This window comes from Nocardiopsis coralliicola (assembly GCF_054779695.1).
In genome coordinates this window covers 81,754-106,476 of sequence record NZ_BAAGXT010000014.1, presented here as the reverse complement: position 1 = coordinate 106,476, position 24,723 = coordinate 81,754, and the positions used below count along the sequence as shown (strand labels likewise).

The window sequence follows — 24,723 nt, the reverse complement described above, 5'->3', positions numbered from 1 at the left end:
TGCTCCGGTGCCGTCCTCCTTGCTCCCCGGTGCGCCGGGCACTCCGACTCTAGGGACCGCGCCCCCACTCCGGAAGCGGGATGGCCGCGGCTGTGGACAACCGCGCTGCGGGCCCGCGTCACGGGCGCGGCAGCAGCACCGCGTCGACCTCGGCTCCGGCGGGCAGCTCGGACACGCCCTCGGGGATCACGGCGAGGGCGTCGGCGTAGGCGAGCGCGGAGAGCTGGTGCGAGGACTGCCGGGAGACCGGTGCCACCGTCGTGCCGCCGGCATCGCTGCCGAGGACGGCCCGGCGGAAGCAGCGCCGCTCGGTCGGCGTGGCGACCGCCTCAGTGAGGCGGGCGCGCACCGACGGCAGCGGCTCCGGCTCCAGTCCGCGCAGGCGCAGCAGCGCGGGCCGCACGAGGATCTGGAAGCTGACGAACGAGCTGACCGGGTTGCCGGGCAGCGTGATCACCGGGGTGTCATCGTCGCCGACGGTGCCGTACCCCTGCGGCTTGCCCGGCTCCATCGCGATCTTGGTGAAGTGCACGGTGTCCCGGTCGGCCAGCACCTCCTTGACCACGTCGTAGGCGCCCATGCTGACGCCTCCGGTGGTGATGAGGAGGTCGGCGCGGACGAGCACGTCGTCGATCGCGCGCCGCACCTCGCCGGGGTCGTCGCCGACCAGGGTGTGCCGGTAGGCGTCGCAGCCGGCGTCGGCGGCGGCCGCGGTGAGCATGTGCGCGTTGGATTCCCAGAGCTGGCCGGGCTGGAGCGGCTGGCCGGGCTCGACGAGTTCGGCGCCGGTGGCGAGGACGACGACTCGGGGTCGCGGGTGGACCACCGCCGACCGGCGGCCGACCGAGGCCAGTACGGCGATCTCGGCGGCTCCGACCCGGACGCCGCGGCGCAGCACCGTGTCGCCCTCCTGCACGTCGCCGCCTGCCGGGCGGACCGCGGCGCCCGGTGCGGGGGCGCGGCGGAGGGCCACCTCCGCCAGGCCGCCGTCGGTCTGCTCGACGGGGACGACGGCGTCGGCCCCTGCGGGCAGCGGGGCGCCGGTCATGATGCGGGCGCAGTGCCCGGGAGCCACGGTGTGCGGCGCCGAGTCGCCTGCCGGGATATCGGCGGTGACCGGCAGCCGGACCGGGGCGTCCTCGGCGGCTCCGGCCACGTCGGCCGCGCGCACCGCATAGCCGTCCATGGCGGAGTTGTCGAAGCGCGGCAGTGACACGGGCGAGACGACGTCCTCGGCCAGGACGGCGCCGCGGACGCCGTGCAGGTCGAGTTCGATCGGTTCGACGGGGCGGACCGTGCCGAGGATGTCGGCGATGTGCTGGTCGACGCTCTTCATCTGCTGACCTCCGTTGGGACCGCCGCCGCGGTGGGCGGAGTGGTGTCGGTCCGGACCGGCAGGGCGGGCGGAGGCAGGCGCGCGGCGGGCGCCTCGGCGGCTGATCTGCCTCTCGCGCTTCCGGCGGGCGCCGGCCCACTGGTCCGGACCCCAGGAATCATCCCGGACCGCGCACGCGGGAGCGACCGCACCCCGCCGGGCGGCCGCATCCGCGGGGTGTCCGGCGCGCGGCACGGGCGCGCTGGCGGGAGCAGGGGGCAGCGGCCGCCGTGCTCCTCTAGCCCTGTTCTGCGGAGTCCGCGGCGCCGAGCTGCTCCGCCGCGAAGGCGCGCAGCCACGGGGTGAACTCGGCGGCGACGTCGGGGCGGGCGCACGCGAACTCGACGACGGTGCGCAGGTAGTCGACCTTGTTTCCGGTGTCGTAGCGCTGGCCGCGGAAGAGGACGCCGTGCACGGGGCCGCCGTCGTCGGGCTTGCGGCGGGCCAGCTCGCGCAGGGCGTCGGTCAGCTGGATCTCGCCGCCGCGGCCGGGCGGCGTCTCGCGCAGGACGTCGAACACCTCGGGGGCGCACACGTAGCGGCCGATGACGGCCCACCGGCTCGGGGCCGCCTCCATCGGGGGCTTCTCCACGAGGTCGGTGACCCGCACGACGTCGCCGTCCTCGGTCGGCTCGATCGCGGCGCAGCCGTACAGCGACACCTGCTCCGGCTCGACCTCCATCAGCGCCACGACGCTGCCGCCGCGCTCCGACTGCACCTCGATCATGCGCTCGAGCAGGGCCTCGCGCTCGCCGATGAGGTCGTCGCCGAGGAGGACCGCGAACGGCTCGCCGCCCACGTGCGCCGCCGCGCACAGCACGGCGTGGCCGAGGCCGCGGGGCTCGCCCTGGCGGACGTAGTGCACCTGCGCGAGCTCGCTCGGCGCGCGCACGGCGCGCAGCCGCTCCGCGTCGCCCTTGGCGTCCAGCGCCTCCTCGAGCTCGTAGGCCCGGTCGAAGTGGTCCTCGATGGAGCGCTTGTTGCGGCCGGTGATCATCAGGACGTCGCTCAGCCCGGCGCCCACCGCCTCCTTGACGACGTACTCGATCGCGGGTTTGTCCACGATCGGGAGCATCTCCTTGGGCGTGGCCTTGGTGGCGGGCAGGAAGCGGGTGCCCAAGCCGGCCGCCGGCACCACGGCCTTCGTGACCCGAGCGGGGGACTGTCGCGAATCCGTCATGACGGCACTCTAGGACACCGGCGGCGGCGCCCCGCGCCCGCCGCGCGCGTGCTGACCTGCATCGCTCGCGGTGGCCAGGAGCGACGGCACCGCCGCGCCCCCGGCGTTCACCGGCCTTTTCCCGGGCACTCACCGCCGCGCCCCCGCGGCGGCACCGCCGCGGCCCGGGCGACGCTAGACCGCTGGGCTCCATTCCGGCGGTGCCGTGCCCTGGGCGGACGCAGCCGGACCCGCACGTCCCGCGCGCGGGCCCGGAGCCGACTGCGCAGCGGCCCGGCCCCCCGCGGGCGGCGCCTGGAACAATGGCGGCCATGGACGACGGTGCAGCGGCGGCGGAGAGCGCCGGCGGGAGCGGCTGGGAGCGGGCGCAGGCGAAGAAGCGGCTGCGGCGCCGGCTGCTGGAGGAGCGGGCGACCATGCCGGAGGCGGAGCGCGCGGCCGCCGGGTCGGCGCTGCGCGACAGCGTCGCCGATCTGCCGGTGCTCAGCATGGGCGGGACCGTGGCCGCCTACTACTCCGTCGGCACCGAGCCGGACACCCGCAAGCTGGTCGCGGCGCTGTGGAAGCGCGGCTGCTATGTCCTCCTGCCGGTCTTCCTGGACAGCGGCGACCTCGACTGGGCCGCCTACGAGGGGCCCGACTCGATGGCGCCGGCCGGGCACGGGCTGCTGGAGCCGACGGGCCGCCGGTACGGGCCGGAGGCCATCGCCCGCACGGCGGCGGTGCTCTGCCCCGCTCTGGCGGCCGACCCGTCCGGGCGGCGGCTGGGCAAGGGGGCGGGCTGCTATGACCGGGCTCTGGCACGCGTCGGCCCGGACACCCGCACGATCGCGGTGATCTATGACACCGAGTTCCTCGATACGGTGCCCGCGGAACCGCACGACCGCCCGGTGCAGGGCATCGCGACGCCCCGCGGGGGCGTGCGGATGCTGTGACGGGGGCCGCCGCACCGGGCCGGGCGGAACAAGCAGCTCAGCCGCCCGCGTTCCACTGGGCGGCGGCGCGGCCCCGCCCGGCAGGGCCTGCGTTCGCGGTCCGCGTGCGCGAGCGCGTACTATTTAGCAGTCGATGGGCAAGAGTGCCAAGGAGGAGGAACTGCCGTGCCTACATACCAGTACGTTTGCACCGAGTGCAGCACGCCGCTGGAGGTCGTGCAGAGCTTCAGCGACGACTCGCTGACGGAGTGCCCCTCCTGCGAGGGCCGGCTGCGCAAGGTGTACTCGGCGGTGGGCATCGTCTTCAAGGGCTCCGGCTTCTACCGGACCGACAGCGCCAAGACCTCCGACCGCTCCGCCGTCACCGGCAGCTCCGGCAAGGACGGCGGCGACTCGGGCGGCGACTCCGGCTCGGCCGGCAGCTCCGCGGACTCCGGGTCCAGCAGCTCGTCCGAGTCGAGCGGCACCTCAAGCTCCTCGGACAGCGGGTCCTCCTCGAACGGGTCGTCCTCGAACGGGTCGTCGAACGGCGCGTCCAGCGGCTCCTCCTCGTCTTCGCCGTCTCCGTCGTCTCCGAAGGCCGCCGCGAAGGCGTAGCCGGCCGCGGGGAGCCCTTGCCCCTCCCCGCGCGGCACCGCGATTCCCACGGCCGGACCCGGCGGGTCCGGCCCTTTCGCGTGCGCCCGGAGGCGGGCCGCCGGCCGCTTCGGCTTTTCCCCAGGTTCCTGCACGGGCGTTCCGCGACGGCGGGGCGGCTGCCTACGGTGCTGCCATGCCCGTCCGCGCCGCCCTCGCCCTCTCCCGCCACCGCCGCGGCCTCGCTGCCCTCTGCGCGGGGCTGGCCCTAGTGGGCGCCCTGCTGGTGGTCCGGCCCCCGCCCGAGCGGGTCGAGCACCTCGTCGTGGCCGCCCGGGACCTGTCGCCGCTGGACCCGGTGGCCGCCGACGCCGTCCGCACCGCGCGGATCGCGGCCGCCGCCGCGCCGGACGGCGCCCTGCGCACACAGCAGGACGCCGTCGGCCGGCTCCTCACCGGCCCGGTCCGCCGGGGCGAAGTGCTCACCACCGCGCGGTTCGCCGATGCGCCCGCCGCCGACTACGGGCCGGGGCTCGTCGCAGCGCCGGTGCGGATCGCGGACGGCGGGGCGGTCGCCCTGCTGGCGCCGGGCAGCCGCGTCGACGTGCTGGCGGCCGCCGCGCTCGCCGGCGGCGACTTCGCCGGCCCTGCGCCGCCGCAGGAGGCGGCCGCCCTGGCCGAGGACCGCCCGGTGATCGCCGTGCCCGGGGACGGCAGCGCGGCCCCCGGCGGCGGCGCCGGCGGGGGCGGGTCGGGCGGGGCGCTGATCGTCGTCGCGGTCACCCCCGGGGAGTCCCGCCGGATCGCGGGGCACGGTGCGGCCGGCCCTCTCAGCCTGACCATCCGCGGTTGACCACCGACACTGCGTAGTGAATCCTGTTCCGCGCAGTTCCTGCGGGCGGCCGTACCGCGGACAGCCCGCGTACCGCCGCTGCCGCAGCGGCACCCGGAGCCCCCCAGCCCTCCGGCCCGCCCCGGCGGAGCTGCGCGCCCGGCGCCGACCGCCGGGCATTCGTCTGCGAAGAACCCGAAAGGGATGGAGTACCGGTGAGTGGATTCAAGCAGTTCCTGCTGCAGGGCAACCTGGTGCAGCTGGCGGTCGCGGTGGTCATCGGCGCGGTGTTCTCCGAACTCATCACCGCGTTCACGGCCGGGTTCATCACGCCGCTGCTGGGCATCTTCGGCGGGGTGCCGCAGTTCGGCGACCTGTACTTCGAGATCAACGGCAGCCGGTTCCTGTACGGCGCGTTCATCGACTCGATGATCAGCTTCGTACTGACCGCCGCCATCCTCTACTTCTTCGTGGTGCTGCCGGTCTCCAAGCTGCTCGAGCGGATGACCAAGGCCGAGGAGGCCAGTACGCGCGAGTGCCCGCGCTGCTTCAGCGAGATCAGCAACCAGGCCGACCGCTGCCCCGAGTGCACCTCCGAGATCACCCCGGAGGCGCCGGCCGCCACGGGATCCACCGCCGCCCCGTAATCCGCCGGAGGCCGCCCCCGGAGCGCCGCGCCGCCGCCCTCCGCCGGTGGAGGGCGGCGGCGCGGCGCTCTGCCAGGGCGTGTTGGGTGGGTGGCGTTCGTCGCAGCAGGACAGGTGCCCCCAGCACGCCCTAGCCCGCGTACTCGGCCTCGTACTCCCAGTGCCAGGGCTCGAACGGGTTGGAGTAGGCCCATTCCGGGTGGAACCAGCCGTACTCGGTGGAGTTGGCCTCCAGCCAGTTGAACTCGGGCGACCCCTGGTTCTGCACGCCGCCGCAGAGGTCCACGGCGAGGCCCCAGCCGTGGTTGGAGGTGCCGGGCACGGCCGCGTTTCCGGGCGGCTGCTCGGCGTAGACGCGCTGCTGGTTGGGCATGTCGCGGTAGGAACTGGTGACGCAGAGCTGCTTGCCCATCTCGCTCTGGAACGCCTCGTTCATCCGCATGAAGTCGACGGCGGCGTCGGCGCGCACGAAGTGGTCGCCCTGCGGCAGCTCGCAGAGCGCCCCCTGCGGCAGCAGGCCGTTGGGGTAGCCGGACGCCTGCTCGCCCTTTGCCGCGTCGCACTCGACGCCGGCCATATAGGCGTCGACGTCGAGCCCGCGGTCCTCGAGCTCCTTGGTGAGCGCGTCGCTGCTCTCCTTGGACTGCTCCTTGAGGGCGTCCAGGTCGACCTTGAGCTCGACCCGCGCGAGCTGGGTCTCCGACTGGAGCTGCTGGGCGTCGTTGGTGAGCTCGACCTGCTGGTCGCGGAGGTCGTTGGCCTCTTCGATCAGGGAGTCCTTGTCCTCCGACATCTTGGAGACGTAGGAGTCGACCTGGAGGTCCTGCTGGATGGTGCCCGACGTCATCACGCCGAGGATGCCGGCGTCCGGCTGCTGGTAGAGCGTGCTGGCGAGTTCGGCGAGCGGCTCGCGCATGTCGGCCAGCTTCAGCTCGGTCTGCTGCAGGTCGTGCAGGGTGTCCACCAGCTCGTCCTGCGCGGCGTCGAGCTCGTCCTCGCGGTCGGTGTAGGCGTCGGTCGCCTCCTCCAGGTCGTCCTTCGCCTTCTCCGCCTTGTCCGCGAGGGCGTCGAGGTCGTCGTCGGCGAAGGCGACGGAGAAGTAGGGCGAGAAGGCGGTCTGCCCGATGGGGACGACGAGCAGGGCGAGGAGCAGGACGACTACGGCGGCCGCGCCGCGCGACCGCGCGGCCCGGGACAGGGAGAGGACGGGCACCGCCCCGCTGCCGGACCCGCGGTGGTGCTGCCGCGGCGCTGCGCGAAAAGTCGGCACGTGGTCCTCCGGCTACACGGGTCTCGGGCGTCGAACGTGGGGGGTGGCCGCATGGCAAGGTACTACAAAGTCCACAATCGGACGCGCCGCGCCGAGTACCGCGGCCCGCTGCCCTGCGGCGGTGTGCGGCCGCACCGCTGCTCTGCTGCGGACCTGGGGACGGCGCCGCGCGGGGCGCGCTCCTGCGGCGCGTCCACCCGCCCCGGCGCCGAAGCGCCTACCCCCTGATGTGCCGGAGGTCACACGGGGTCGATGACAACCCCGCCACCGCAAGAGTACTCAAAGGCACCCCCGCCCGGTCCCTCCTGCCGCACCCCGCCGCCCCGCCTCCTCCGCTAGGATTGCCCCCCGAGGCCCCATAGCTCAGGGGACAGAGCACGGCTCTCCTAAAGCCGGTGTCGCAGGTTCGAATCCTGCTGGGGTCACCAGTAGCCACGGCGGGCGCGCCCTCTCCGCCAACACCCTGGCGTCTCGTCGCTCCGCACCCTCTCTGCGCATGGCCGAATGCCCTCTGCGCACTGGACGGTGTTCACTCGCCCTCAGCGCTCGTATGCTCCGGGCCCGTTGCGACCTCCCGGAGTGAGCCATGAGCGACGACGAAGTCGAAAAGACGCAATCCGACCGCCCTGATTCCGCTAGCGCTCCGCGCGGGCGCGGCCGCGTGACTCCGAGACGGTCAACCGATCGGCTCGGATGGACCCCTGGCTTCGGCGATGCCATCGATGAATCCTCCCGACGCGCCGAGGCAAAGAAGCGGAAAAGGCAGCAGAAAAACAGGGATAGGGCAGCACGGAGCGAGGCGAGGGAAGCCAAGAGGAATAGGCGGAGCGCCGCCAAGGCGACCCGCAGGCAGGCCCAGACAACAGGGAGCATGTCCGCCGCCATCGACGCGTCGAACGCGCAGGCCCGAGCCGGTACCGAAGCCCAGAAGAAACGACGCGACGCGAATCGCAAAGCGGCCGGCCGCGCCTGGAACGAGGCCAGAGCAGCCACGGGCCGCCCCGGTCGCGGCGGAGACTCGAGGCTCCCCACGACACCGCGTCGTACCTCCAGCACCCCCGGCAAGGGAACCGCCGGCGGCGCCCCCAAGGGCTCAGCATCCGGAGACAAGCCGGGCCGCACGGGAGCGGCTGCGCAACGGACTGGCGGACAGCCCGCAAAGCGGCCGGAGACATCGAAGCGGCGGCAGCCGCCCGGCGGCGGCCGCGGACGAGGCGGCCGGCGCTGAACCGAGCCCCTGGAGCTGGATGGACATCCCGGCACAGGGGCTTGTCCCTACCCCGGGTGCGGCGTAACATACAACCAAATGGTTGTAGAAAGCAGCGCCGACCGCGTGTTCCAGGCCCTGTCCGATGCCACGCGGCGGGACATCCTCCGGCGGTGTGCGGAGGAGGCGGTCCCGGTGTCGCGGTTGGCCCAGGCGTACCCGATGAGCTTTGCCGCGGTGCAGAAGCACGTGGCCGCCCTGGAGCGGGCCGGCCTCGTGGTGAAGGAGCAGCACGGCAGGGAGCGGCGGGTCCGCACGGTCCCTGCGGGGCTTGACGGGGCCCGCAGGGCGCTCGACCTCGCGGCGGGGTCGTGGCGCGGCCGCGCCGACCGGATGGCGCAGCTGCTGGAGGAGGACGGGCCTGCCGGGCCCGCCTCCGGAACGGGGGGAACCCGATGAGCATCGTCAGCGTGGAAACCGACCTGGAGGCCCTGGCCGTGGTCCTGGTCGCCGAATTCTCCGAGCCGCCGGAGCGGGTCTGGGAGCTGTGGTCGGACCCGCGGAAGCTGGAGCGCTGGTGGGGGCCGCCCACCTACCCGGCCACCGTGGAGCGGTTCGAGTTCGCGCCGGGGGGCGAGGTCTCCTACTACATGACCGGTCCCGAGGGGGACCGGCACGGCGGCTGGTGGCGCTTCACCGCGATCGAGGCGCCCACCGGGCTCAGCTTCGAAGACGGCTTCGCCGACGCCGACGGAAAGCCGGCCGACGCGCCGGTCGCCGCGGTCACCGTGGAGCTCGCGGCGGCGGGCCCGGGCACGCGGATGGAGATGCGCGCCGCCTACCCCACCCGCGCCGACCTCGACCAGGTCGTCGGCATGGGCATGGAAGAGGGCCTGCGCGAATCGGCCGGCCAGATGGACGCCGTCCTGGCCCGGTAGCCGAGCCGCACTGCCGGCGGAGGCCGCACCGCCCGCACTGGCGCTGCGGCCTCCGCCGTCCTGCGCGCTACGGCGTGCGGCCCAGGCTCGCGACCAGGTGGCCGGTCGCCGAGGCGTCGGCGGAGACCGGGACCGGCGCGGCGAAGAGGCCGGGGCGGGTCCCCTCGGTGACCACGAGTGGCACCACGGCGGCGAGCGGCTCGGCGAGGGCGTCGGGGAGGTCGGCGTCGCTGCCGGTGGAGCGGTCGATGTCCCAGGCGTGCACGGCGGTCTCGAGCGCGCCGACCGCGGCCATCGCCGACAGGCCAAGCGCGCGGTCGGCGACCGCCACCGCCGCGTCCGGGGCGCCGGCGCCGACCGCGCCCTCCCGGACGCGGCGGGATGCCGTCCGCACCGCCGCGACCGGGTTCCCGGCCGCGGCCGGCGCGCCGGTCAGCGCAACCGCACCGCGGCCGAAGCCCTCCTCGAGCGCCGCGAGCGATTCGGCGACGTGCGCGAGCAGCATGCCGAGGTCCCATCGGCCGCACGGTGTCGGAGCGCCGAGCCCGTCCTGCCGCACGGCGCCGAGCGCGCCGTCCAGCTGGTCGAGCGCCGCGCACAGCAGCGCCGGACCGTGCAGCGCGCCGGAGCCGTCCCGCTCCAGCAGCACCCCGACCGACGCCGTCCCGGACATCGCGCGCCATTGACCCGTCATCGCCGCTCCCGTCGCGCCGCCGGCGCGCCCCGCGCACGCCGTCTGGGAGTGGGGACCGGCGGCGGCGCGGAAACTCGTCGGTGGCGGCGGGATTTTTTTCGGGCACGGCAGAAGACCGCGGCGCCCGACGGCGGAACCGCAGTTCAGCGCTGTGGACGGCGCAGGTCTGGTCAGCCGCCCGCGACCGAGGGCAGGATGCGCACCTCGGCACCGTCGGGCACCGGGGTGTCGAGGCCGCCGAGGCCGCGGCACTCGTCGTCGCCGACGTAGACGTTGACGAACCGGCGCAGGCCGCCCTTCTCGTCGCGCACGCGGCGGTCGAGGCCCGGATGGCGGGCGGCGAGCTCATCGAGGACGCCGCGCAGCGGCCCCCCGCCGCCCGCCTGGGGCAGCTCGACGCGGTGGGCGCCGCCGGCGTCGCCCTGGAGCACCTGGGGCAGGACCACGGTGACCGGCACGGCTCACACCTCCGCGGCGCGGACGCAGAGCACGTCCGGCAGGTCGGTGGCGACGGGCATCCACTCCGAGCCGGGGCCGCCGACGCCGCTGCCGCGGTCCACCGCCGCGTAGACGTCCCCGGAGCGGGTTCCGAAGTAGAAGCCGGGCGCGGCCGCTCCGTCGGTGGCGGCGCCGTCGCGCAGCACGATGCCGTAGTACGGGCTGCCGGGCAGGCCGGCGTCGGCCGCCTGCCACGACTCGCCGCCGTTGCCGGTTCGGTAGGGCGTGAGCCGGAAGCCGGGCGGCAGGTGGCGCGCTTCGCTGATCACCGGGAAGTTGAGCGCCTCGCCGGACCGGTGCGGGTGGGCGACCATGGCGAAGCCGAAGTCGGTGGGCAGCCCGCCGGCGATCGAGTCCCAGCCCGAGGCCGGGTCGGTGCTGCGGTAGACGCCGTGGTGGTTCTGCGCGTAGAAGGCGCCGTCCGGGCCGATCGAGACCTTGTGCACGCACTGCCCGTACTCCGGCTCCTCGCCGGGCAGGAAGCCGGCGTAGATGCCGCGGTTGGCCGGTGCCCACGAGGCGCCGCCGTCGCGGGTCTGGTAGACGCCGCCGGTGGACATCGCCACGGTCATGGCGTCGGCGCCGTCCCCGCCGCCGCCGACCCTGCCCGGCAGGACGGTGTGGATCGCGGCGCCGCCCGCGCCGGGGAACCAGTTGGCCCGGTGCGGGTGGTCCCAGAGGGACCGGACCAGCGTGAAGTGCTCGCCGCCGTCGTCGGAGCGGAACAGCGAGTGCGGTTCGGCGCCGGCGTAGACCACGCCGGGCTCGCCGGTGTAGGCGAACTGCCAGGCGCGGACGAGCGAGTCCTCGACGTCGTCGGGGAAGGCGATCGACCGCGTGTCCGGCTCTGTCCAGGTGCGGCCGAGGTCGTCGCTGTGCCATACGCCCGGGCCGAACTGCATGTGCTCCGCGCCGACGAGCACGCGGCGGGTGTGCGGGTCGATGCCGAGGGCGTAGAAGCCCATCGCGTCGGTGTAGTGGTCCGCGTCGAGCTCCAGCGGACCGCTCACCTCCCAGTCCCGGCGGTCCTCGCTCTCCGCGCGGAACAGCCCTTTCCGCGTTCCGATCATCAGCAGGTAGGACATGGCGCTCCCCGTCTCTGGCGGCCTCCCGCGGCCGGCCTAGGTGATGAGTGCCACAGTGACACGGGGGAGTGACAATCGTGGGGCGCGCGCCGTTCACGACCGGGCAAAACCCGGTGGCGGCGCTGCTCAGCCGGGGGTCACGGGGCCGGCTCCGCCGCGGCCGGACGCACGGAACCCGCGCTGCGCAGCGCGTCGGCGAGCGGGCTGTCGCCGGCGACGGCCGCGGCGCCGGCGGAGACCGCGGCGGCCGGCGGCAGGTCGCCCGCGGCGATCTGCGCACAGACGTCCTCGGCCAGGTCCAGCCGGGCGTCGGCGGCGTCCCCCGCGGCGACGTCGAAGTAGCGCACCCCGCCGGGCTCGCCGGCGCCGAACTCCACCGAGAACGCGCCGGTCTCCAGGTGCACGTCGAGCACGCCGGCGGCGCCGCCGAGCACGCCTTCCAGCGCACTGACCAGCGGAGCCGCGAGCCAGTGGGCGCGGAACGCGTCCGTGGGGCGGCGCTCGCGCAGCGCCGGCGCGCCCCACTCGGCGAGCGCGCGGAGCACCGGCGCGAGGGCCCGGCCGCGCTGGGTCAGGGCGTAGGCGGAGGCGGTGCCGCGCGCGGAGAGCCGGTGCCGGGCCACGAGGCCGTCGCGCTCCATGTCGCGCAGCCGGGACGCGAGGACGTCGGTGCTGACGCCGGGCAGATCGGCGTGGAGGTCGGTGTAGCGGCGCGGGCCGGTGAGCAGCTCGCGGACGACGAGGAGGGTCCAGCGCTCGCCGGCGGTGTCGAGGGTCCGGGCGACGGCGCAGTACTGGTCGTAGCTTCGGCGCGGCATGGGGGACAGTGTAGACGTCAGGTTGGACTTTCCAAGTACTTGCTTGGTAGAACCAAGTAGCAGTTCCGGGGCCGCGGGGTCCGGAGCGGCCCGACGGGGGCCGGCGGAGAAGGGCGGAGAAGGGCGACGATGGAGTACAGGCAGTCCGGCAAGCTCACCAACGTCTCGTACGAGATCCGGGGGCCGGTGATCGAGCAGGCCAACGCCCTGGAGGAGGCCGGGCACAGCGTGCTCCGGCTGAACACCGGCAACCCGGCGCTGTTCGGGTTCGAAGCGCCCGAGGCGCTGGTGCAGGACATCATCCGCAACCTGCCCTCCGCGCACGGCTACAGCGATGCGCGCGGCATCCTGCCGGCGCGCCGGGCCGTCGTTCAGTACTACACCGACAAGGGCTTCCCCGAGCTCGACGTGGACGACGTCTACCTCGGCAACGGCATCTCCGAGCTGATCCAGATGTCCATCCAGGCGCTGGTCGACGACGGCGACGAGATCCTGATCCCGGCACCGGACTTCCCGCTGTGGACCGCCGCCACCACGCTGGCGGGCGGCCGCGCCGTGCACTACGTGTGCGACGAGTCGGCCGAGTGGCTGCCCGATCTGGACGACATCGCGGCGCGGATCACCGACCGCACCAAGGCGATCGTCCTGATCAACCCGAACAACCCCACCGGCGCGGTCTATCCGCGGGAGCTGGTGGAGGGCGTGTGCGACCTCGCACGGCGGCACAACCTCATCGTGTTCAGCGACGAGATCTACGACAAGATCCTCTATGACGGCGCCGAGCTGCACAGCCCTGCTGCGCTCGCGCCGGACGTCCTCACCCTCACCTTCAGCGGCCTCTCGAAGGCCTACCGGGTGGCGGGCTTCCGGTCCGGCTGGCTCGCGGTCACCGGTCCGCGCCGGCACGCGCGCGACTACCTCGAAGGGCTCACCACGCTGGCCGGGATGCGGCTGTGCCCGAACGTGCCGGCCCAGTTCGCGGTACAGGCCGCGCTCGGCGGCCCGCAGAGCATCAACGACCTGGTGCTGCCCGGGGGCCGGCTGCACGAGAGCCGGAACGTGGCCTGGGAGCGGCTGAACGCGATTCCGGGCGTGTCCTGCGTCAAGCCGAAGGGGGCGCTGTACGCCTTCCCGCGGCTCGACCCGGAGGTGCACCGCATCGCCGACGACGAGAAGTTCGTCCTGGACCTGCTGCTGCAGGAGAAGATCCATGTGGTGCAGGGCACCGGCTTCAACTGGCACTCCCCCGACCACTTCCGGATCCTCACCCTCCCCCACCCGGACGACATCGATACGGCGATCGGCCGGATCGGCCGCTTCCTCTCGGGCTACCGCCAGTAGCCGTCCGCGCCCCGCTGTCCGTGCCCGCCGCCCCGCCCGGCGGGCACGCTAAGCGCCTGCGCCGGGTCCGCCGGAAGGACGACATCCGGCCGGCGGAGGACGTACTTCGGTCGCCGGGGGCGATGCCGGCGACCGAAGCGGCGGCGGAGCGCCGGCGCCTAGCGTCGTCCCATGGACTCCCACGACCGCGCGACCGCAGGGGTGACCACCGTTTCCGGTTCCCTGGTGCTGCGGCTGCTCTTCCCCGTCATCGGCGCCGCTGCCGGCCTCCTGCTGAAGTGGGCGGCGGCGTGGATCACCGCCCTGCCGTTCGCGCCGCTGCAGGGGCCGCTCCGCCTGCTGGAGTCGCTGCCGGAGCCGGGCGCGACCGTCGGCGCCGCCGCACTCGGCGGGATCGCCGGCGTGGTCCTCGCCTTCCTGGACGACCACTACTCGCTGGTCCTCGTCGTCTCCCCCGAGCGCGCGGTGCTGCGCCGGCTGGGCAGCACCGAGGAGCACGGGCGCTCCGCGGTCGGCGCCGCCTTCCTCGACGGCAAGCGCCTGGTGCTTCTCGGCCCGGACACCCGGGAGCTGGTCCGCATCCCGTGCGAACTCGGCCCCGCGGCCGTCCGGCGCGCGTTCGAGGAGCACGGCTGGCCGTGGTGCGCGAGCGACCCCTACGCAGAGGAGTTCGAGCGCTGGGTGCCCGGCCTTCCCAACCTCTCGGACACCGCGGACGCCCTGCTGCGGGCGCGCGCCGAGGCCCTCGCGGCGGACTCCGAAGCCGACGCCGAAGAGCTGCGCCGAGCGCTGGCGGCGGAGGGCGTCGCCGTCCGCGACGAGAAGAAGCGCCAGTACTGGCGGCGCGCCGGCGGGCTGACCGGCGGCTGAGCCGCCGCTCCGGTGCGGCGGCCGCGGCGGGCCGGCAGCCCCGTCCCGCCACGGCCGCCCGCGCACTTCTTCCGGTACTTCGACACATGGGCACCACCCGGCTCGGTATGTTGACCGACGCGGCTCCGCCATCGGCCCCCTCCCCCGGTCCCGCTCGCACCGCAGACGGCCCTGCCCCGCCGGCGCCGGCCCCGCTGACTGCTGCGCCCCGCTTCGCACCCCGATGGACGAGCCCTCCCGACCCGCCACCGCGCGGCGCCCCGCCGCGCGCCGAGGAGGCGTCCCCTGCAGTGCCCGCGCCGTATCCGCCGACCGGTATCCCCGGCGACCGCACCCCGCGCATGCGCCACCAGGCGTGCCTGTACGGCTCCGACGCCGAGTTCCTGGCGGCCGCGGTGCCGTTCCTGCGCGGCGGACTCGCCGACGGCGTCCCCGTCCTGGCCGCATCCACCGCGGCCAACCGGGTGCTGCTCCGTACTGCGCTGGGCGGCGACGCCGACCGCATCACCCTGTGCGACACCGCTGACCTCGGCCGCCGACCGCCCGAGCGGCTGGATTTCTGCGACCGGTTCCGCCGGGCCGCCGCGGCGCACGGCGGCGCTCGGATCATCGCCGAACCGGTGTGGGCCGGCCGCTCGGAACGGCAGGTGATCGCGCAGACCTGCCTGGAGTCGTCGCTGACCGCGCTGTTCGCCGACGCACCGCTGCGGCTGGTCTGCCCCTACGATGTGCGGCGCCTGCCGCCGCCCATCCTGGCGGGTGCGCTGACCACGCACCCGGAGACCATCGCCGGAACCTCCGCGCGGCCCAGTGAATCCTTCGTCGACCCCGCGGTGTTCGCCCGCGGGGACATGGCGGCCACGCCCCGGACGGTGCCCACCGGCCTCTTCGGCGGCCGGTTCATGCCGCCCGACCTGCCGCGGGTCACCGAGGACGCGCACACCTACGCGCTGCGGGCCGGCGCCGGCGCGGCGCGCGCCGACGCGGTCGCGACGGCCGTGCAGGAAGCCGCGTCCAACGCGGTGCTGCACGGAGCCGGCCACGGAAGCGTGTGGCTCTGGACCGAGGAGGACGAGCTCGTCTGCGAGGTGGGCGACGCCTCGGAAGGCGCTCCGCTGCCGCGCTTCCCCGGCATGCCCCCGGCCGGTGGCGAACGGCCCCGCGGCTTCTGGCGCATCCGCCTCCTCTGCGACCGCCTGCACGTCTTCCGCACCGCCGGCCGCACCATCGTCCGGATGCACACCCTGGTCCGGGACTGAGCGAGCGCGGCGCGGCACGCCCCCGAATGACAACGCCTTGTCATCCACTCGGCAGTTTGACGACACGTTGTCATGAGCGATGCAGCGAAGAAGACCGTGCACCTCGCCCTGCCCGCGGGTTTCTCCGACTGGGAGACCGGGCACGCCGCGGCCCATCTGCGCAGCGGAGCGGCCCACCGGATCCCGGGCGGCTATCCGGTGCGCACCGCCAGCCGCGACGGCGGCCCCGTGACCAGCATGGGCGGGCTGCACATCCTGGCCGACTGCGCCGTCGCCGACCTCGACCCCGCTGATTCGGCGCTGCTGATCCTGCCCGGTGGAACGGCGTGGGATGACGATCCCGAGCGCACCGGCGCCTTCGCCGCCGCGGCCCGGGAGTTCACCGAGGCCGGAGTTCCCGTTGCCGCCATCTGCGGCGCGACGGCCGGGCTCGCGCGCGCCGGTCTGCTCGACGGCCGCGCACACACCGGCCCCGCCGCCGAGTATCTCGCCGCCACCGGCTACGCGGGCGGAGCCCTGTTCCGCGACGCCGACGCGGTCACCGACCGCGGTGTGGCCACCGCCGGGCCCACCGCACCGGTCGCCTTCGCACGCGAGGTCTTCGCCCTGCTCGACGTGTTCGAGCCCGAGGTCCTGGACGCCTGGTACCGGCTGTTCGCCCACCGCGACGCGAGCGCCTACCCGGTCCTGGCCGAGGCGTCCGCGTGAGCCGGGACTCCGCCGAGCGCCGGCAGCGGACAGCAGAAACCGCCCGCGCGCAGGAGCTCCTGTCCGGCACAGCAATGTCGGCGTTCCGCGTCAACGGCGCCGTCCTCGCCGTTGCGGAGGACCTGGCGAGGCCGGCCGGGCTCACCGCCGCCCGGTGGAAGGTCCTCGGGGTGGCCTTGGAGGAGCCGGCCACGGCCTCGGGCATCGCGCGGGCGCTGGGGATCAGCCGGCAGGCGGTGCAGCGCACCGCGGACGCCCTGGCGGTGCAGGGCCTTGCGGAGTACCGCCCCAATCCGGCGCACGCGCGGGCACGGCTGCTCGTCCCGACCGCCGAGGGGCGCGCCGCCGTGCGGCGGATCGATCCGGCCCACGCCCGGCTGGCCGAACGCCTCGTCCGGGAGGTCGGCGCCGAGGCGCTGGAGGCGGCCGTGGCGGGGCAGCGCCTGCTCTCCGCAGCGCTGGAGCGCATCGGCCCCGCGTCCGGGGGCGCGGTGGGCGGAGCGGACGCCGGCGCGGACGCCGGCGCGGGGCGGGCGGGCTGATGCGCCCCGCCGGCCCTCGGCCGCCGGCGGATCCGCAGCCGATCCGGCCGCGGATCCGCCCGGGGCGGCCGCGCTGGCCGTCCGGCCGCTCCCGCTGCTGCTCTGGCGGGCACACGGAAAGGGGAGGCCCACCCCTGGCGGGCCTCCCCTGTGCTCATCGTCCCCGGGCGGCGCGGTCAGCAGCCGCGGTGCCCGTGAGCGGTGCGGCGCTCAGCCGAGGCGGGTGATGAGCTTGTTGTACTCGTCCCACAGCTCCGCGGGGAGGTGGTCGCCGAAGCCCTCGAAGAACTCGGGGACGAGCGCGGCCTCCTGCTTCCACACGTCGCGGTCGACGGAGAGCACGAACTCGAGCTCCTCGTCGGTGAGGCCGAGGCCGTCGGTGTTCAGCGACGCGGCGGTCGGGACGTTGCCGATCGGCGTGGCGACGGCCTCGGCGCGGCCGTCGAGCCGGTCGATGATCCATTTGATGACGCGGCTGTTCTCGCCGAAGCCCGGCCACACGATGCGGCCCTGGCCGTCCTTGCGGAACCAGTTGACGTAGAAGATGCGGGGCAGCTTCTCGGCGTCGGTGGCCTTGCCGATGTCCAGCCAGTGCTGGAAGTAGTCGCCCATGTTGTAGCCGCAGAACGGCAGCATGGCGAACGGGTCGCGGCGGAGCTCGCCGACGGATCCCTCCTGGGCCGCGGTCTTCTCCGAGGACACGTTGGCGCCGAGGTAGACGCCGTGCTGCCAGTCGAAGGACTCGTTGGCCAGCGGCACCGCGGTGGCGCGGCGGCCGCCGAACAGGATCGCCGAGATCGGCACGCCGGCCGGGTCCTCCCACTCCGGCGCGATGGTCGGCGCCTGGCCGGCCGGGGTGGTGAAGCGGGCGTTGGGGTGGGCGGCGGGCTCGGCGGAGTCCGGCGTCCAGTCGCGGCCCTTCCAGTCGGTGAGGTGCGCCGGCGGGGTGTCGGTGAGGCCCTCCCACCAGACGTCGCCCTCGTCGGTGAGCGCGACGTTGGTGAAGATGCTGTTGCCCCACAGCGTCTCGACCGCGTTGGCGTTGGTGGACGCGCCGGTGCCCGGGGCGACACCGAAGAATCCGGCCTCGGGGTTGATGGCCCGGAGCCGGCCCTCGTCGTCGAAGCGCATCCAGGCGATGTCGTCGCCGACGGTCTCGACCTTCATCCCGGGGATGGTCGGCTGGAGCATCGCCAGGTTGGTCTTGCCGCAGGCGCTGGGGAAGGCCGCCGCGAGGTACTTCGGCGCTCCGCCGCCCTCCGGGGTGACCTTCAGGATGAGCATGTGCTCGGCCATCCAGCCCTCGTCCCGGGCCATCACCGAGGCGATGCGCAGCGCGTAGCACTTTTTGCCGAGCAGGGCGTTGCCGCCGTAGCCCGAGCCGTAGGACCAGATCTCGCGGGTCTCGGGGAAGTGCGAGATGTACTTGGTGGGGTTGCACGGCCAGGCGACGTCCTCCTGGCCGGGCTCCAGCGGGGCGCCCACGGAGTGGATCGCCTTGACGAACTCCCCGCGCTCCTCGATGAGGCGCAGGGCGGCGTCGCCCATGCGGGCCATGATGCGCATCGAGACGACAACGTAGGGGGAGTCGGTGATCTCGACGCCCAGCTGGGAGATCGAACCGCCGAGCGGGCCCATGCAGAACGGGACGACGTACATGGTGCGGCCGCGCATGGAGCCGTCGAAGACGTCGGCGAAGGTGGCGCGCATCGCGTCGGGCGCGACCCAGTTGTTCGTCGGGCCGGCGTCCTCCTCGCGCTCAGAGCAGATGAAGGTGCGGTCCTCGACGCGGGCGACGTCGCTGGGGTCCGACCGGCAGTAGAAGCTGTTCGGCCGCAGCTCCGGGTTGAGCCGGACAAACGTGCCGGTGTCGACCAGTAGACCGGTGAGGCGCTCCCACTCGGCCTCGGATCCATCGCACCAGACCACGGCGTCCGGCTTGGTGAGGGCGGCGACCTCGTCGACCCAGGCGGTCAGCTCAGCGTGGCTCGTGGGCTCGGTACCCGTGCCAGGTACGCGTACAGACACAGCGGCTCCTTCTCGTTGTCTGCTTCGCATCATCGGCGATGCCCCCTCGAACAGGCCAGTTGGTCTGGACAACAGGTTTAGACCAGTGGTCTAATCTCCCGTGTTTCCACTGTACGCAGGGCGCGCGGAGCCGCCCGGCTCCGCGCGCCCTGCGTGTCGCGGGCGGAGCCTCAGCACTCCCGCCCGGCGTTGATGCAGTTCACGACGGTGTCCATGCGCTCGGGCGGCATCACGTTGATGAAATCCGAGTGATCCGTCACAGGCGCGCGGCCCTGGTCGGGGAACCCGTCGACGGCGTAGGAGCGGCCCGCGGGCACGTCGTAGACGAGGGTCTGGCGCAGCTGCGGGACGGGCCGGGTGCCGTCGGGACAGGTGCCGGTCTCGTCCGGAAACCGCACGTGGGAGCGGTTGTCCTCGCTTTCGGTGGCCGCACCGTCCCAGCAGGAGGGGAAGTCCATGATGCGGACGACGCTGCTGCCCCCGGGGCAGAGCGGATAGCGGTCGCTGCTGATGCGGCTGGTCCAGTCCTGCCCGGCGGAGGCGGTGCAGGTCCACTGGGCGCGGGCGTTCTCCGGGCCGTTGGTGACGGCTTTGGCGTCGCCGGTGATCACCTGCAGGAACCGGGGCATGGGGACGACGTCCTCGGCCGCGTTGCCGCGGAACTCGATCCGCACCTCCTGCGGGGTGAGGATCGCGCCGGTGTTGCCGTCCGCCCCGCCGCCGGACCGGCCGGCGTCGGCACCGGTCCCGGAGAGGTCGCGCAGCACGGGCCAGTAGTGGACCGAGCGGTCTGCGTTCTCGCAGGTGGTGGAGCCCTCGGCGAGGATGCGGTTGTTGGCTCCGACATCGTCGGTGAACCGCTGGACGTCGCGGTTGCCCACGTAGTCGTGGGTGTGCTGGGCGCCGTGCTCGACGCCCGGGGCGACGATCACGTTCTCGGCGTTGCGCACGCCGCCGGCGTTGCGGCCGCAGTCGACTGCGGCCGTGCCGTCGGCGCCGCCGAGCGCGCCCGGCTCGGGAGCCGCTTCGGCCTCCGGGACGTCGCGGATGTCGGTGTAGAACCGGGGGTCGGGCGGGTCACCCGGCTCCGGGGCGCCTCCACCGCCGCCCCGTTCCGGGGCGCCGTGGCCGCCGTGGCCGCTGCTGCCCGGATCGCCGGATTCCGCTGGACCGCCGGCGCCGGCGGAGCTGCCGTGCTCTCCGTGCCCGCTGCCCTCGCCGCCGGGCGGTTCCAGCGGCGCGGAGGCAAGGCGCGCGCCCGGCGGGCCGGCGACGGCCGGGGCGGCCAGCGCGGTGCCCGCGGTGGCGATGGCCGCGGCACTCATCAGCAGGGCGGAGCGGAGACGGCGGCGGGGCGGCGCAGAGCAGCGGCGCGCCCGGCCGGAACGGGGGGCGGGGCAGCGCCCGGGGCGGGGCTTCGGTTCGGGGGCGGACATAGACGGGCCTCCGTGCGGTCGGTGCCGGAGCGCTCAGCCGGGCCGCCGTTCAGGGGGCGGGGGTTCGGGGAGGTTCTCGTACTCCACGAGGCCGGTGCTCTCCAGCAGGGTGATGTGGCGCAGCACCATCAGCAGCGAGTGCTGCGCGAACGAGCGGACCAGTTCGTTGCGGGTTCCGGCGCGGACCTCTGCGATGACCTGCAGCACCTCGCCGTGCGCGGCGCGCAGCCGATCGGCGAACGCGCGATCGTATTCCTCTCCGGAGAGAGCGGAGAGCTCCTCCATCCACTCCTGCTGCTGGGGGCTGGCGGTGCTGGGCAGTTCCACTTCCAGCCGCCCGGCGATATCGCGCACCTGCTCGTCCATCAGCAGGTGGTCCTCGGCGATGGTGCCGCCGACCTCGCGGACGCGGTCGCTGCGGGCGCGCTCCTCGGCCTGCTGGCCGGTAGGGACCTCCCACAGCCCTGCCTGGCGCACCTTGACCAGGACGCTGCGGTCGGCCGGACCCAGCGGCCCGTGCGCGGTGGACTCCCAGTCGCGCCAGAAGACGCCGGTGACCGACAGCGCCCCGTTGGGGACGACCATGAACACCGTGATCGAGGAGATCACCAGGAAGACCGCGACCCCGGTGAACTCCATTGCGGTCAGCGCCGCGAGCGGCCGCATCCGCGGCCGGTGCCGAATGGCCACGCTGGACCCTCCCTCTCTCCCGGCAGGTGCGCCCTCTTCCGCCGCGCCCGCCCGGGGCGCGCGGGCGCCAGTCGCGGCTCAGTACCCCGGGGCACCGCCCGTCCCCTCCTCTTCGGTGCCTCCGCTGCCGCGGGTGCCTCCGCTGCCGCCGCTGCCGTCGTCGCCCTCGCTCCGGGGCGTGGCCTGGCCGGGGCCGTGGCCCGCGTCGGCGTCGTTGACGCCGCCGCCGGGAGCCGCCGCGAACCAGGCGCCGCCGACGCCCTGGCCGTTGACGTCGCCCGGCACGACGTCGCCGGCATAGCGGTACAGCGGCGCGCCGTCGAACGCCAGCTGGGTCGCGCCGTCGTCCCGTTCGAGGGTGGCGGCGAGGCCGGCGTCGATACCGTCGTCGGCGGTGGGGCCGTCGTCGCCGCCCGCCGCCGGGGGCCACTGCTGGGCGCAGTCGCCGGCGCAGACGGAGGCCGGCGGCTCGGTGCCGTCCTGGGCGAACCGGTAGAGCGTGTATCCGTCGCCGTCGGCGAGGACGGCGCCGACGGCGGTGTCCTCCTGGATCTGCAGGGCGGCCGTCGAGGTGTCGTCGGCGGCGGCACTGGCCCCGGGCGCGCCGGGTTCGGGAACGCTGCCGGGCTGCCCCGAGCAGGCGGATGCGGCAAGGAGGGCGGCCGCGACCGCTGCCCGCGGCAGTGCGCGGCGCCCGGCGGGCGCTCCGCTGCGGTCCGGGGTGCGGAAGGCGGTGCGGGGAGCGGTCGTTGCGGCGCGGGTGTCCACGATGGCGGTCCGTTCTCTCGGTCGGGTGCTGCGTGCGGGTTGCGGCGGAGCGGCCTGCGCGGCGCAGGGGCGGTTCCTCCGGATCGGCGCCGCGCTCGGCAGCCGCGCGCTGTTCCCTATTGCCGGCCCTGGCAGAGGAAAGCGGGGGCGATCGGGACATCGCTACACCGATACGTTTTCTTCTCGTTATAAGACAGAGATACTCCTTGGGCGGCGCCGCCGCCCGCAGAATCCACAAATCAGATTCAATCCGCCCACACTCGGCCGCACCGTGCTAAGTTCTGGCCCGACTCCCCGTCCCGTGGAGGCGGCAATGCTCGATCCACCCCGAGCCCACCAGCCTGATCACCCTCTGGCCTCGCACGACACTCCGGCCATCGCGGAACGATCCACCCCGCTGCGCCGCGGTTCCGCGCCGGCTGCCGCCTTTCTCCTGATCGGATTAGTAGTCGCCAACTCGGTGATCGCGATTGCGGCGCCGCGCCAGCTGGAATTCCAGCGCGCCGTCCAAGACTTCCTCTGGGCGGGCTCCGGGGTAATCGCCCTTGTCGGCCTCACCGCCGCCGTTGTCGGCGGTCTGCTCGCGACCGACCGGCTGTTCCTGGGACCGCGCGCCCGCATCGCCTTCCAATCGGCGCACCGCTCGGTGGCGGTGGCGGCGCTGGGGTTCCTGGTGGCGCACGTGGCCCTGCAGATCGTCTACGGGCAGGCGGCCGTCCACCACGCCGCCGTGCCCTGGGGCGCGGACCCGGCGGTCGCATTCGGCACCGTCGCCTTCGACCTGGTGCTGCTGCTGATCGCGACCGGCCTGCTGCGGCGGCGGTTCAGCGGCGCCCTCCCGGTGCTGCCGCGGATGTGGCGCATCCTGCACGCCGCGGCCTACCTGTGCTGGCCGCTGGCGATCGTGCACGGCCTCACCGCCGGCCGGCCGCCGTCCGGCCTGGTCGTGCTCTGCTACTGCCTGTGTCTCGCGGCGGTGGGCGCCGCCCTGGTCGCCCGGCTGCTGCTGACCGCCGGCGGCAGTGCTGCCGCGGTGCCGGAGCGCAGGGTGACCGTGGTGGCCGCCACCGGAGCAGCGGGGGCGCCGCCCGCGCGGCTCCGCCGGTCCGGCCGGCTGGCCGGTGTGTGGCGCCGGCCGGCCCGCCGCGGCGGGCCGGCGTCTGCCCAGGGCGACGCCCTCACCGAGGACCTCGCCTTCTGGAGCTCGCTGAGAGACCGGCGCTAGGGCGCAGGCGGGCCCCGCTCACACCGGGCGCCCGCGCGCGGCGTGCCGGACTGCTCCCGGTGCAGAGCCCCGCCGAGCGGGACCGCCGCCGCTGCCTCTGCAGTACGCGGCTGCGCCGCAGCACACGCCGCCTCCGGGCGGGCCGCACCGCTGGACCGTCCCGTCCGCACCCCGCCTTTCCGCACCCTGCCCGCAACGGCTTCCGCCCGCACACAAGGGAGTGCGCCATGAGCACCGCGATCCACTGGCCGTCCGCGCCCGCGTCCGCCGCTTCCGTCCCCCTGCTCCGGATCGGTCCGCCCGGCCTCACCGCCGGACTCGCCGCCGTGCCCGGCCCGTCGCCGGCGCCCCGGCAGCCCGCCGGAGCCGAACGGCTCGGGTGGGAGGCGCACCGGGCCGTGCACCGGCGGCCCGCACCGCTCGCCGCCGGCGAGCCCGCCGCCCTGGCCGAGCTCGCCGGCCTGCGCGGCCGCGGCGGCGCCGGGTTCCCGCTCGCGCGCAAGATCGCCGCGGCCGCGCGAGCCGCCGAGCGGCGCGGTACCGGCTGCCGGATCGTGGTGAACGCCGCGGAGGGCGAGCCGGGCAGCGCGAAGGACCGGCTGCTGCTCTCCCGCGCGCCGCACCTGGTCCTCGACGGCGCCGAACTCGCAGCCGGAGCCCTGTCCGCTCCGGAGATCGTGGTCGCGGTGGCCGGGGACGGGGCCGGGCCGGCGGAGCGGTCCCTGCTCGCCGCAGCGGCCGAGCGCCCGGCGGCACCGCCGGTGCGGATCGTGCGCCTGCCCGAGCGGTTCCTGTCCGGCGAGTCCGGCGCGGTCGTCAGCGGTGTCAACGGGCGCGCGCCGCTCCCGCCCGGGGTGCAGCGGCGCGCGGCGGAGGCCGGGGTCGACGGGCTGCCGACGCTGCTGTCCAACGCCGAGACCTTCGCGCAGCTGGCGCGGCTGGCGGCGGTGGGCGCGGACCGGTTCGCGGCGGTCGGCGCGCCGGGGGAGCCGGGGACCGCGCTGTTCACGGTCGGCGGCGCGGTGCAGCGCCCGGTGGTGGTGGACGCGCCGCTGGGGACCGGGCCCGCGGCGCTGCTCGCGCGGTGCGGCGCGGATGCCGGGCGCGGCGTGCTGGTCGGCGGCTACCACGGCGCGTGGCTGGCGCCCGGCGCGGTCGCCCAGGCCCGGCTCTCCCGGCAGGGCCTGGCGCCGTTCGGCGCGGCGCCGGGTGCGGGGATCGTCCTGCCGCTCGGCCCGAACGCCTGCCCGCTGGCCGAGACCGCCCGGGTGCTGCACTACCTCGCCGGGGAGAGCGCGGGCCAGTGCGGCCCGTGCATCCGCGGGCTGCCCGAGCTGGCGCGGGCCTTCGACGCGCTGGTGGCCGGTGCGGGCACGGCCGGTGCGGTGGGCGCGGCGGCGGCAGTCGGAGCCGGGCGCGGGGCGTGCGCGCATCCCGACGGCGCGGGGCGCCTGGCAGCGTCGGCGCTGCGCGCCTTCCCGGACGAGGTCGCGCGGCATGCCGCCGGCGCCGGGTGCACGGCGCCGCCCGGAGTTCTGCCGCTGCCCGGGAGTGCTCCGCCGACCGCCCGGCTCACCGTGGACTGGTCCCGCTGCTCAGCGCACGGCCTGTGCGCGCAGCTGGCACCGTCGCTGGTCCAACTGGATCGGCACGGCTATCCCGGATCGCCCTCCACCCCCGTTCCGGACGGGGTCGCTGCTGCCGCCGCGCGCGCGGTCGCCATGTGCCCGGCGCTGGCCCTCCGGGTGGTGCCGCCCGAGGGGTGATCCCGGCCGTTGCCCGGCCGCAGAGCTCGCCCCTC

General features: G+C 74.9%; 24 protein-coding genes and 1 tRNA gene. 14 read left to right on the top strand and 11 right to left on the bottom strand.

The window, feature by feature from the left end; genetic code table 11:
- Positions 1 to 118 precede the first annotated feature (118 nt).
- Positions 119 to 1,336, bottom strand: coding sequence for a molybdotransferase-like divisome protein Glp (gene glp, locus ACYVGT_RS12960; RefSeq protein WP_460857612.1), 1,218 nt, complete (start codon positions 1,334 to 1,336; stop codon positions 119 to 121).
- Positions 1,337 to 1,613: 277 nt separating this feature from the next.
- Complete coding sequence (galU, locus tag ACYVGT_RS12955; RefSeq protein ID WP_460857610.1) at positions 1,614 to 2,555, bottom strand: UTP--glucose-1-phosphate uridylyltransferase GalU; 942 nt, start codon at positions 2,553 to 2,555, stop codon at positions 1,614 to 1,616.
- A gap of 311 nt (positions 2,556 to 2,866) precedes the next feature.
- Here galU and ACYVGT_RS12950 point away from each other — a divergent pair, with 311 nt between their 5' ends.
- The 4 genes from ACYVGT_RS12950 to ACYVGT_RS12935 all read left to right on the top strand — a co-directional run bounded on the left by ACYVGT_RS12950 (position 2,867) and on the right by ACYVGT_RS12935 (position 5,545).
- Entirely contained in the window at positions 2,867 to 3,490 is a 624-nt protein-coding gene (locus ACYVGT_RS12950; RefSeq protein WP_460857608.1) for a 5-formyltetrahydrofolate cyclo-ligase, read from the top strand.
- Between the two features lie 165 nt (positions 3,491 to 3,655).
- Positions 3,656 to 4,087, top strand: a complete 432-nt coding sequence (locus tag ACYVGT_RS12945) for an FmdB family zinc ribbon protein (protein ID WP_460857606.1) — start codon at positions 3,656 to 3,658, stop codon at positions 4,085 to 4,087.
- Between the two features lie 175 nt (positions 4,088 to 4,262).
- Positions 4,263 to 4,919: an SAF domain-containing protein gene (locus tag ACYVGT_RS12940; RefSeq protein WP_460857604.1), complete on the top strand. Its 657-nt coding sequence runs from the start codon at positions 4,263 to 4,265 to the stop codon at positions 4,917 to 4,919.
- 194 nt (positions 4,920 to 5,113) lie between these two features.
- Positions 5,114 to 5,545: an MscL family protein gene (locus tag ACYVGT_RS12935; RefSeq protein WP_460857602.1), complete on the top strand. Its 432-nt coding sequence runs from the start codon at positions 5,114 to 5,116 to the stop codon at positions 5,543 to 5,545.
- A 130-nt stretch (positions 5,546 to 5,675) separates the two neighbouring features.
- Here ACYVGT_RS12935 and ACYVGT_RS12930 read toward each other — a convergent pair whose 3' ends face one another.
- Positions 5,676 to 6,758 carry a D-alanyl-D-alanine carboxypeptidase family protein gene (locus ACYVGT_RS12930; protein WP_460857600.1) on the bottom strand — a complete coding sequence of 361 codons (1,083 nt, stop codon included), beginning with the start codon at positions 6,756 to 6,758 and terminating at the stop codon, positions 5,676 to 5,678.
- A gap of 409 nt (positions 6,759 to 7,167) precedes the next feature.
- Here ACYVGT_RS12930 and ACYVGT_RS12925 point away from each other — a divergent pair.
- From ACYVGT_RS12925 to ACYVGT_RS12915, 3 genes are all read left to right on the top strand, one after another.
- Positions 7,168 to 7,243, top strand: a tRNA-Arg gene (locus ACYVGT_RS12925).
- Between the two features lie 878 nt (positions 7,244 to 8,121).
- Positions 8,122 to 8,481, top strand: a complete 360-nt coding sequence (locus tag ACYVGT_RS12920; RefSeq protein WP_460857598.1) for an ArsR/SmtB family transcription factor — start codon at positions 8,122 to 8,124, stop codon at positions 8,479 to 8,481.
- Complete coding sequence (locus ACYVGT_RS12915) at positions 8,478 to 8,960, top strand: SRPBCC family protein (protein WP_460857596.1); 483 nt, start codon at positions 8,478 to 8,480, stop codon at positions 8,958 to 8,960. Before ACYVGT_RS12920 ends, ACYVGT_RS12915 begins: the two co-directional genes overlap by 4 nt.
- Positions 8,961 to 9,027: 67 nt before the next feature.
- Here the strand turns inward: ACYVGT_RS12915 and ACYVGT_RS12910 are convergent, their stop codons facing one another.
- The 4 genes from ACYVGT_RS12910 to ACYVGT_RS12895 all read right to left on the bottom strand — a co-directional run bounded on the left by ACYVGT_RS12910 (position 9,028) and on the right by ACYVGT_RS12895 (position 12,055).
- On the bottom strand, positions 9,028 to 9,654 hold the full coding sequence (locus ACYVGT_RS12910; protein ID WP_460857594.1) for a TIGR03086 family metal-binding protein: 627 nt from the start codon (positions 9,652 to 9,654) through the stop codon (positions 9,028 to 9,030).
- Positions 9,655 to 9,824: 170 nt separating this feature from the next.
- Positions 9,825 to 10,112 carry a MoaD/ThiS family protein gene (locus ACYVGT_RS12905; protein ID WP_460857592.1) on the bottom strand — a complete coding sequence of 96 codons (288 nt, stop codon included), beginning with the start codon at positions 10,110 to 10,112 and terminating at the stop codon, positions 9,825 to 9,827.
- Between the two features lie 3 nt (positions 10,113 to 10,115).
- Positions 10,116 to 11,237: a WD40/YVTN/BNR-like repeat-containing protein gene (locus ACYVGT_RS12900; protein WP_460857589.1), complete on the bottom strand. Its 1,122-nt coding sequence runs from the start codon at positions 11,235 to 11,237 to the stop codon at positions 10,116 to 10,118.
- 137 nt (positions 11,238 to 11,374) lie between these two features.
- On the bottom strand, positions 11,375 to 12,055 hold the full coding sequence (locus ACYVGT_RS12895) for a winged helix-turn-helix transcriptional regulator (RefSeq protein WP_460857586.1): 681 nt from the start codon (positions 12,053 to 12,055) through the stop codon (positions 11,375 to 11,377).
- A gap of 129 nt (positions 12,056 to 12,184) precedes the next feature.
- On the opposite strand from ACYVGT_RS12895, the gene ACYVGT_RS12890 reads away from it, so the two are divergent.
- The 5 genes from ACYVGT_RS12890 to ACYVGT_RS12870 all read left to right on the top strand — a co-directional run bounded on the left by ACYVGT_RS12890 (position 12,185) and on the right by ACYVGT_RS12870 (position 16,775).
- Entirely contained in the window at positions 12,185 to 13,396 is a 1,212-nt protein-coding gene (locus ACYVGT_RS12890) for a pyridoxal phosphate-dependent aminotransferase (RefSeq protein WP_460857583.1), read from the top strand.
- Positions 13,397 to 13,567: 171 nt separating this feature from the next.
- The gene (locus ACYVGT_RS12885) at positions 13,568 to 14,266 is read left to right on the top strand and encodes a YqeB family protein (protein WP_460857581.1); all 699 of its coding nucleotides are present in this window, start codon (positions 13,568 to 13,570) and stop codon (positions 14,264 to 14,266) included.
- 290 nt (positions 14,267 to 14,556) lie between these two features.
- Entirely contained in the window at positions 14,557 to 15,525 is a 969-nt protein-coding gene (locus ACYVGT_RS12880) for an anti-sigma factor RsbA family regulatory protein (RefSeq protein WP_460857579.1), read from the top strand.
- A gap of 72 nt (positions 15,526 to 15,597) precedes the next feature.
- A complete protein-coding gene (locus ACYVGT_RS12875; protein ID WP_460857577.1) occupies positions 15,598 to 16,233 on the top strand; it encodes a DJ-1/PfpI family protein in 636 nt (211 codons plus the stop codon).
- Positions 16,230 to 16,775, top strand: a complete 546-nt coding sequence (locus ACYVGT_RS12870; RefSeq protein WP_460857575.1) for a MarR family winged helix-turn-helix transcriptional regulator — start codon at positions 16,230 to 16,232, stop codon at positions 16,773 to 16,775. Before ACYVGT_RS12875 ends, ACYVGT_RS12870 begins: the two co-directional genes overlap by 4 nt.
- A 210-nt stretch (positions 16,776 to 16,985) precedes the next feature.
- Here ACYVGT_RS12870 and ACYVGT_RS12865 read toward each other — a convergent pair whose 3' ends face one another.
- From ACYVGT_RS12865 to ACYVGT_RS12850, 4 genes are all read right to left on the bottom strand, one after another.
- Positions 16,986 to 18,803 (bottom strand): phosphoenolpyruvate carboxykinase (GTP), encoded by a 1,818-nt coding sequence (locus ACYVGT_RS12865; RefSeq protein ID WP_460857573.1) that lies wholly within the window; start codon positions 18,801 to 18,803, stop codon positions 16,986 to 16,988.
- Positions 18,804 to 18,973: 170 nt separating this feature from the next.
- Positions 18,974 to 20,128, bottom strand: coding sequence for a DUF1996 domain-containing protein (locus tag ACYVGT_RS12860; RefSeq protein ID WP_460857571.1), 1,155 nt, complete (start codon positions 20,126 to 20,128; stop codon positions 18,974 to 18,976).
- A gap of 144 nt (positions 20,129 to 20,272) precedes the next feature.
- A complete protein-coding gene (locus tag ACYVGT_RS12855; RefSeq protein WP_460857569.1) occupies positions 20,273 to 20,929 on the bottom strand; it encodes a DUF4142 domain-containing protein in 657 nt (218 codons plus the stop codon).
- A gap of 78 nt (positions 20,930 to 21,007) precedes the next feature.
- Positions 21,008 to 21,697, bottom strand: coding sequence for a COG4315 family predicted lipoprotein (locus ACYVGT_RS12850; protein WP_460857567.1), 690 nt, complete (start codon positions 21,695 to 21,697; stop codon positions 21,008 to 21,010).
- A gap of 313 nt (positions 21,698 to 22,010) precedes the next feature.
- On the opposite strand from ACYVGT_RS12850, the gene ACYVGT_RS12845 reads away from it, so the two are divergent.
- Together ACYVGT_RS12845 and ACYVGT_RS12840 are read left to right on the top strand one after the other, a co-directional pair.
- Positions 22,011 to 22,922 carry a ferric reductase-like transmembrane domain-containing protein gene (locus tag ACYVGT_RS12845; protein ID WP_460857565.1) on the top strand — a complete coding sequence of 304 codons (912 nt, stop codon included), beginning with the start codon at positions 22,011 to 22,013 and terminating at the stop codon, positions 22,920 to 22,922.
- A gap of 227 nt (positions 22,923 to 23,149) precedes the next feature.
- Complete coding sequence (locus ACYVGT_RS12840; protein ID WP_460857563.1) at positions 23,150 to 24,688, top strand: NADH-ubiquinone oxidoreductase-F iron-sulfur binding region domain-containing protein; 1,539 nt, start codon at positions 23,150 to 23,152, stop codon at positions 24,686 to 24,688.
- Positions 24,689 to 24,723: the final 35 nt, after the last annotated feature.

Excerpts from the sequence above, each read along its gene's own strand:
- glp (WP_460857612.1), bottom strand. The coding sequence starts at position 1,336 with ATGAAGAGCGTCGACCAGCACATCGCCGACATCCTCGGCACGGTCCGC.
- galU (WP_460857610.1), bottom strand. The coding sequence starts at position 2,555 with ATGACGGATTCGCGACAGTCCCCCGCTCGGGTCACGAAGGCCGTGGTG.
- ACYVGT_RS12950 (WP_460857608.1), top strand. The coding sequence starts at position 2,867 with ATGGACGACGGTGCAGCGGCGGCGGAGAGCGCCGGCGGGAGCGGCTGG.
- ACYVGT_RS12940 (WP_460857604.1), top strand. The coding sequence starts at position 4,263 with ATGCCCGTCCGCGCCGCCCTCGCCCTCTCCCGCCACCGCCGCGGCCTC.
- ACYVGT_RS12920 (WP_460857598.1), top strand. The coding sequence starts at position 8,122 with ATGGTTGTAGAAAGCAGCGCCGACCGCGTGTTCCAGGCCCTGTCCGAT.
- ACYVGT_RS12915 (WP_460857596.1), top strand. The coding sequence starts at position 8,478 with ATGAGCATCGTCAGCGTGGAAACCGACCTGGAGGCCCTGGCCGTGGTC.
- ACYVGT_RS12910 (WP_460857594.1), bottom strand. The coding sequence starts at position 9,654 with ATGACGGGTCAATGGCGCGCGATGTCCGGGACGGCGTCGGTCGGGGTG.
- ACYVGT_RS12900 (WP_460857589.1), bottom strand. The coding sequence starts at position 11,237 with ATGTCCTACCTGCTGATGATCGGAACGCGGAAAGGGCTGTTCCGCGCG.
- ACYVGT_RS12895 (WP_460857586.1), bottom strand. The coding sequence starts at position 12,055 with ATGCCGCGCCGAAGCTACGACCAGTACTGCGCCGTCGCCCGGACCCTC.
- ACYVGT_RS12890 (WP_460857583.1), top strand. The coding sequence starts at position 12,185 with ATGGAGTACAGGCAGTCCGGCAAGCTCACCAACGTCTCGTACGAGATC.
- ACYVGT_RS12885 (WP_460857581.1), top strand. The coding sequence starts at position 13,568 with ATGGACTCCCACGACCGCGCGACCGCAGGGGTGACCACCGTTTCCGGT.
- ACYVGT_RS12875 (WP_460857577.1), top strand. The coding sequence starts at position 15,598 with ATGAGCGATGCAGCGAAGAAGACCGTGCACCTCGCCCTGCCCGCGGGT.
- ACYVGT_RS12860 (WP_460857571.1), bottom strand. The coding sequence starts at position 20,128 with ATGAGTGCCGCGGCCATCGCCACCGCGGGCACCGCGCTGGCCGCCCCG.
- ACYVGT_RS12845 (WP_460857565.1), top strand. The coding sequence starts at position 22,011 with ATGCTCGATCCACCCCGAGCCCACCAGCCTGATCACCCTCTGGCCTCG.
- ACYVGT_RS12840 (WP_460857563.1), top strand. The coding sequence starts at position 23,150 with ATGAGCACCGCGATCCACTGGCCGTCCGCGCCCGCGTCCGCCGCTTCC.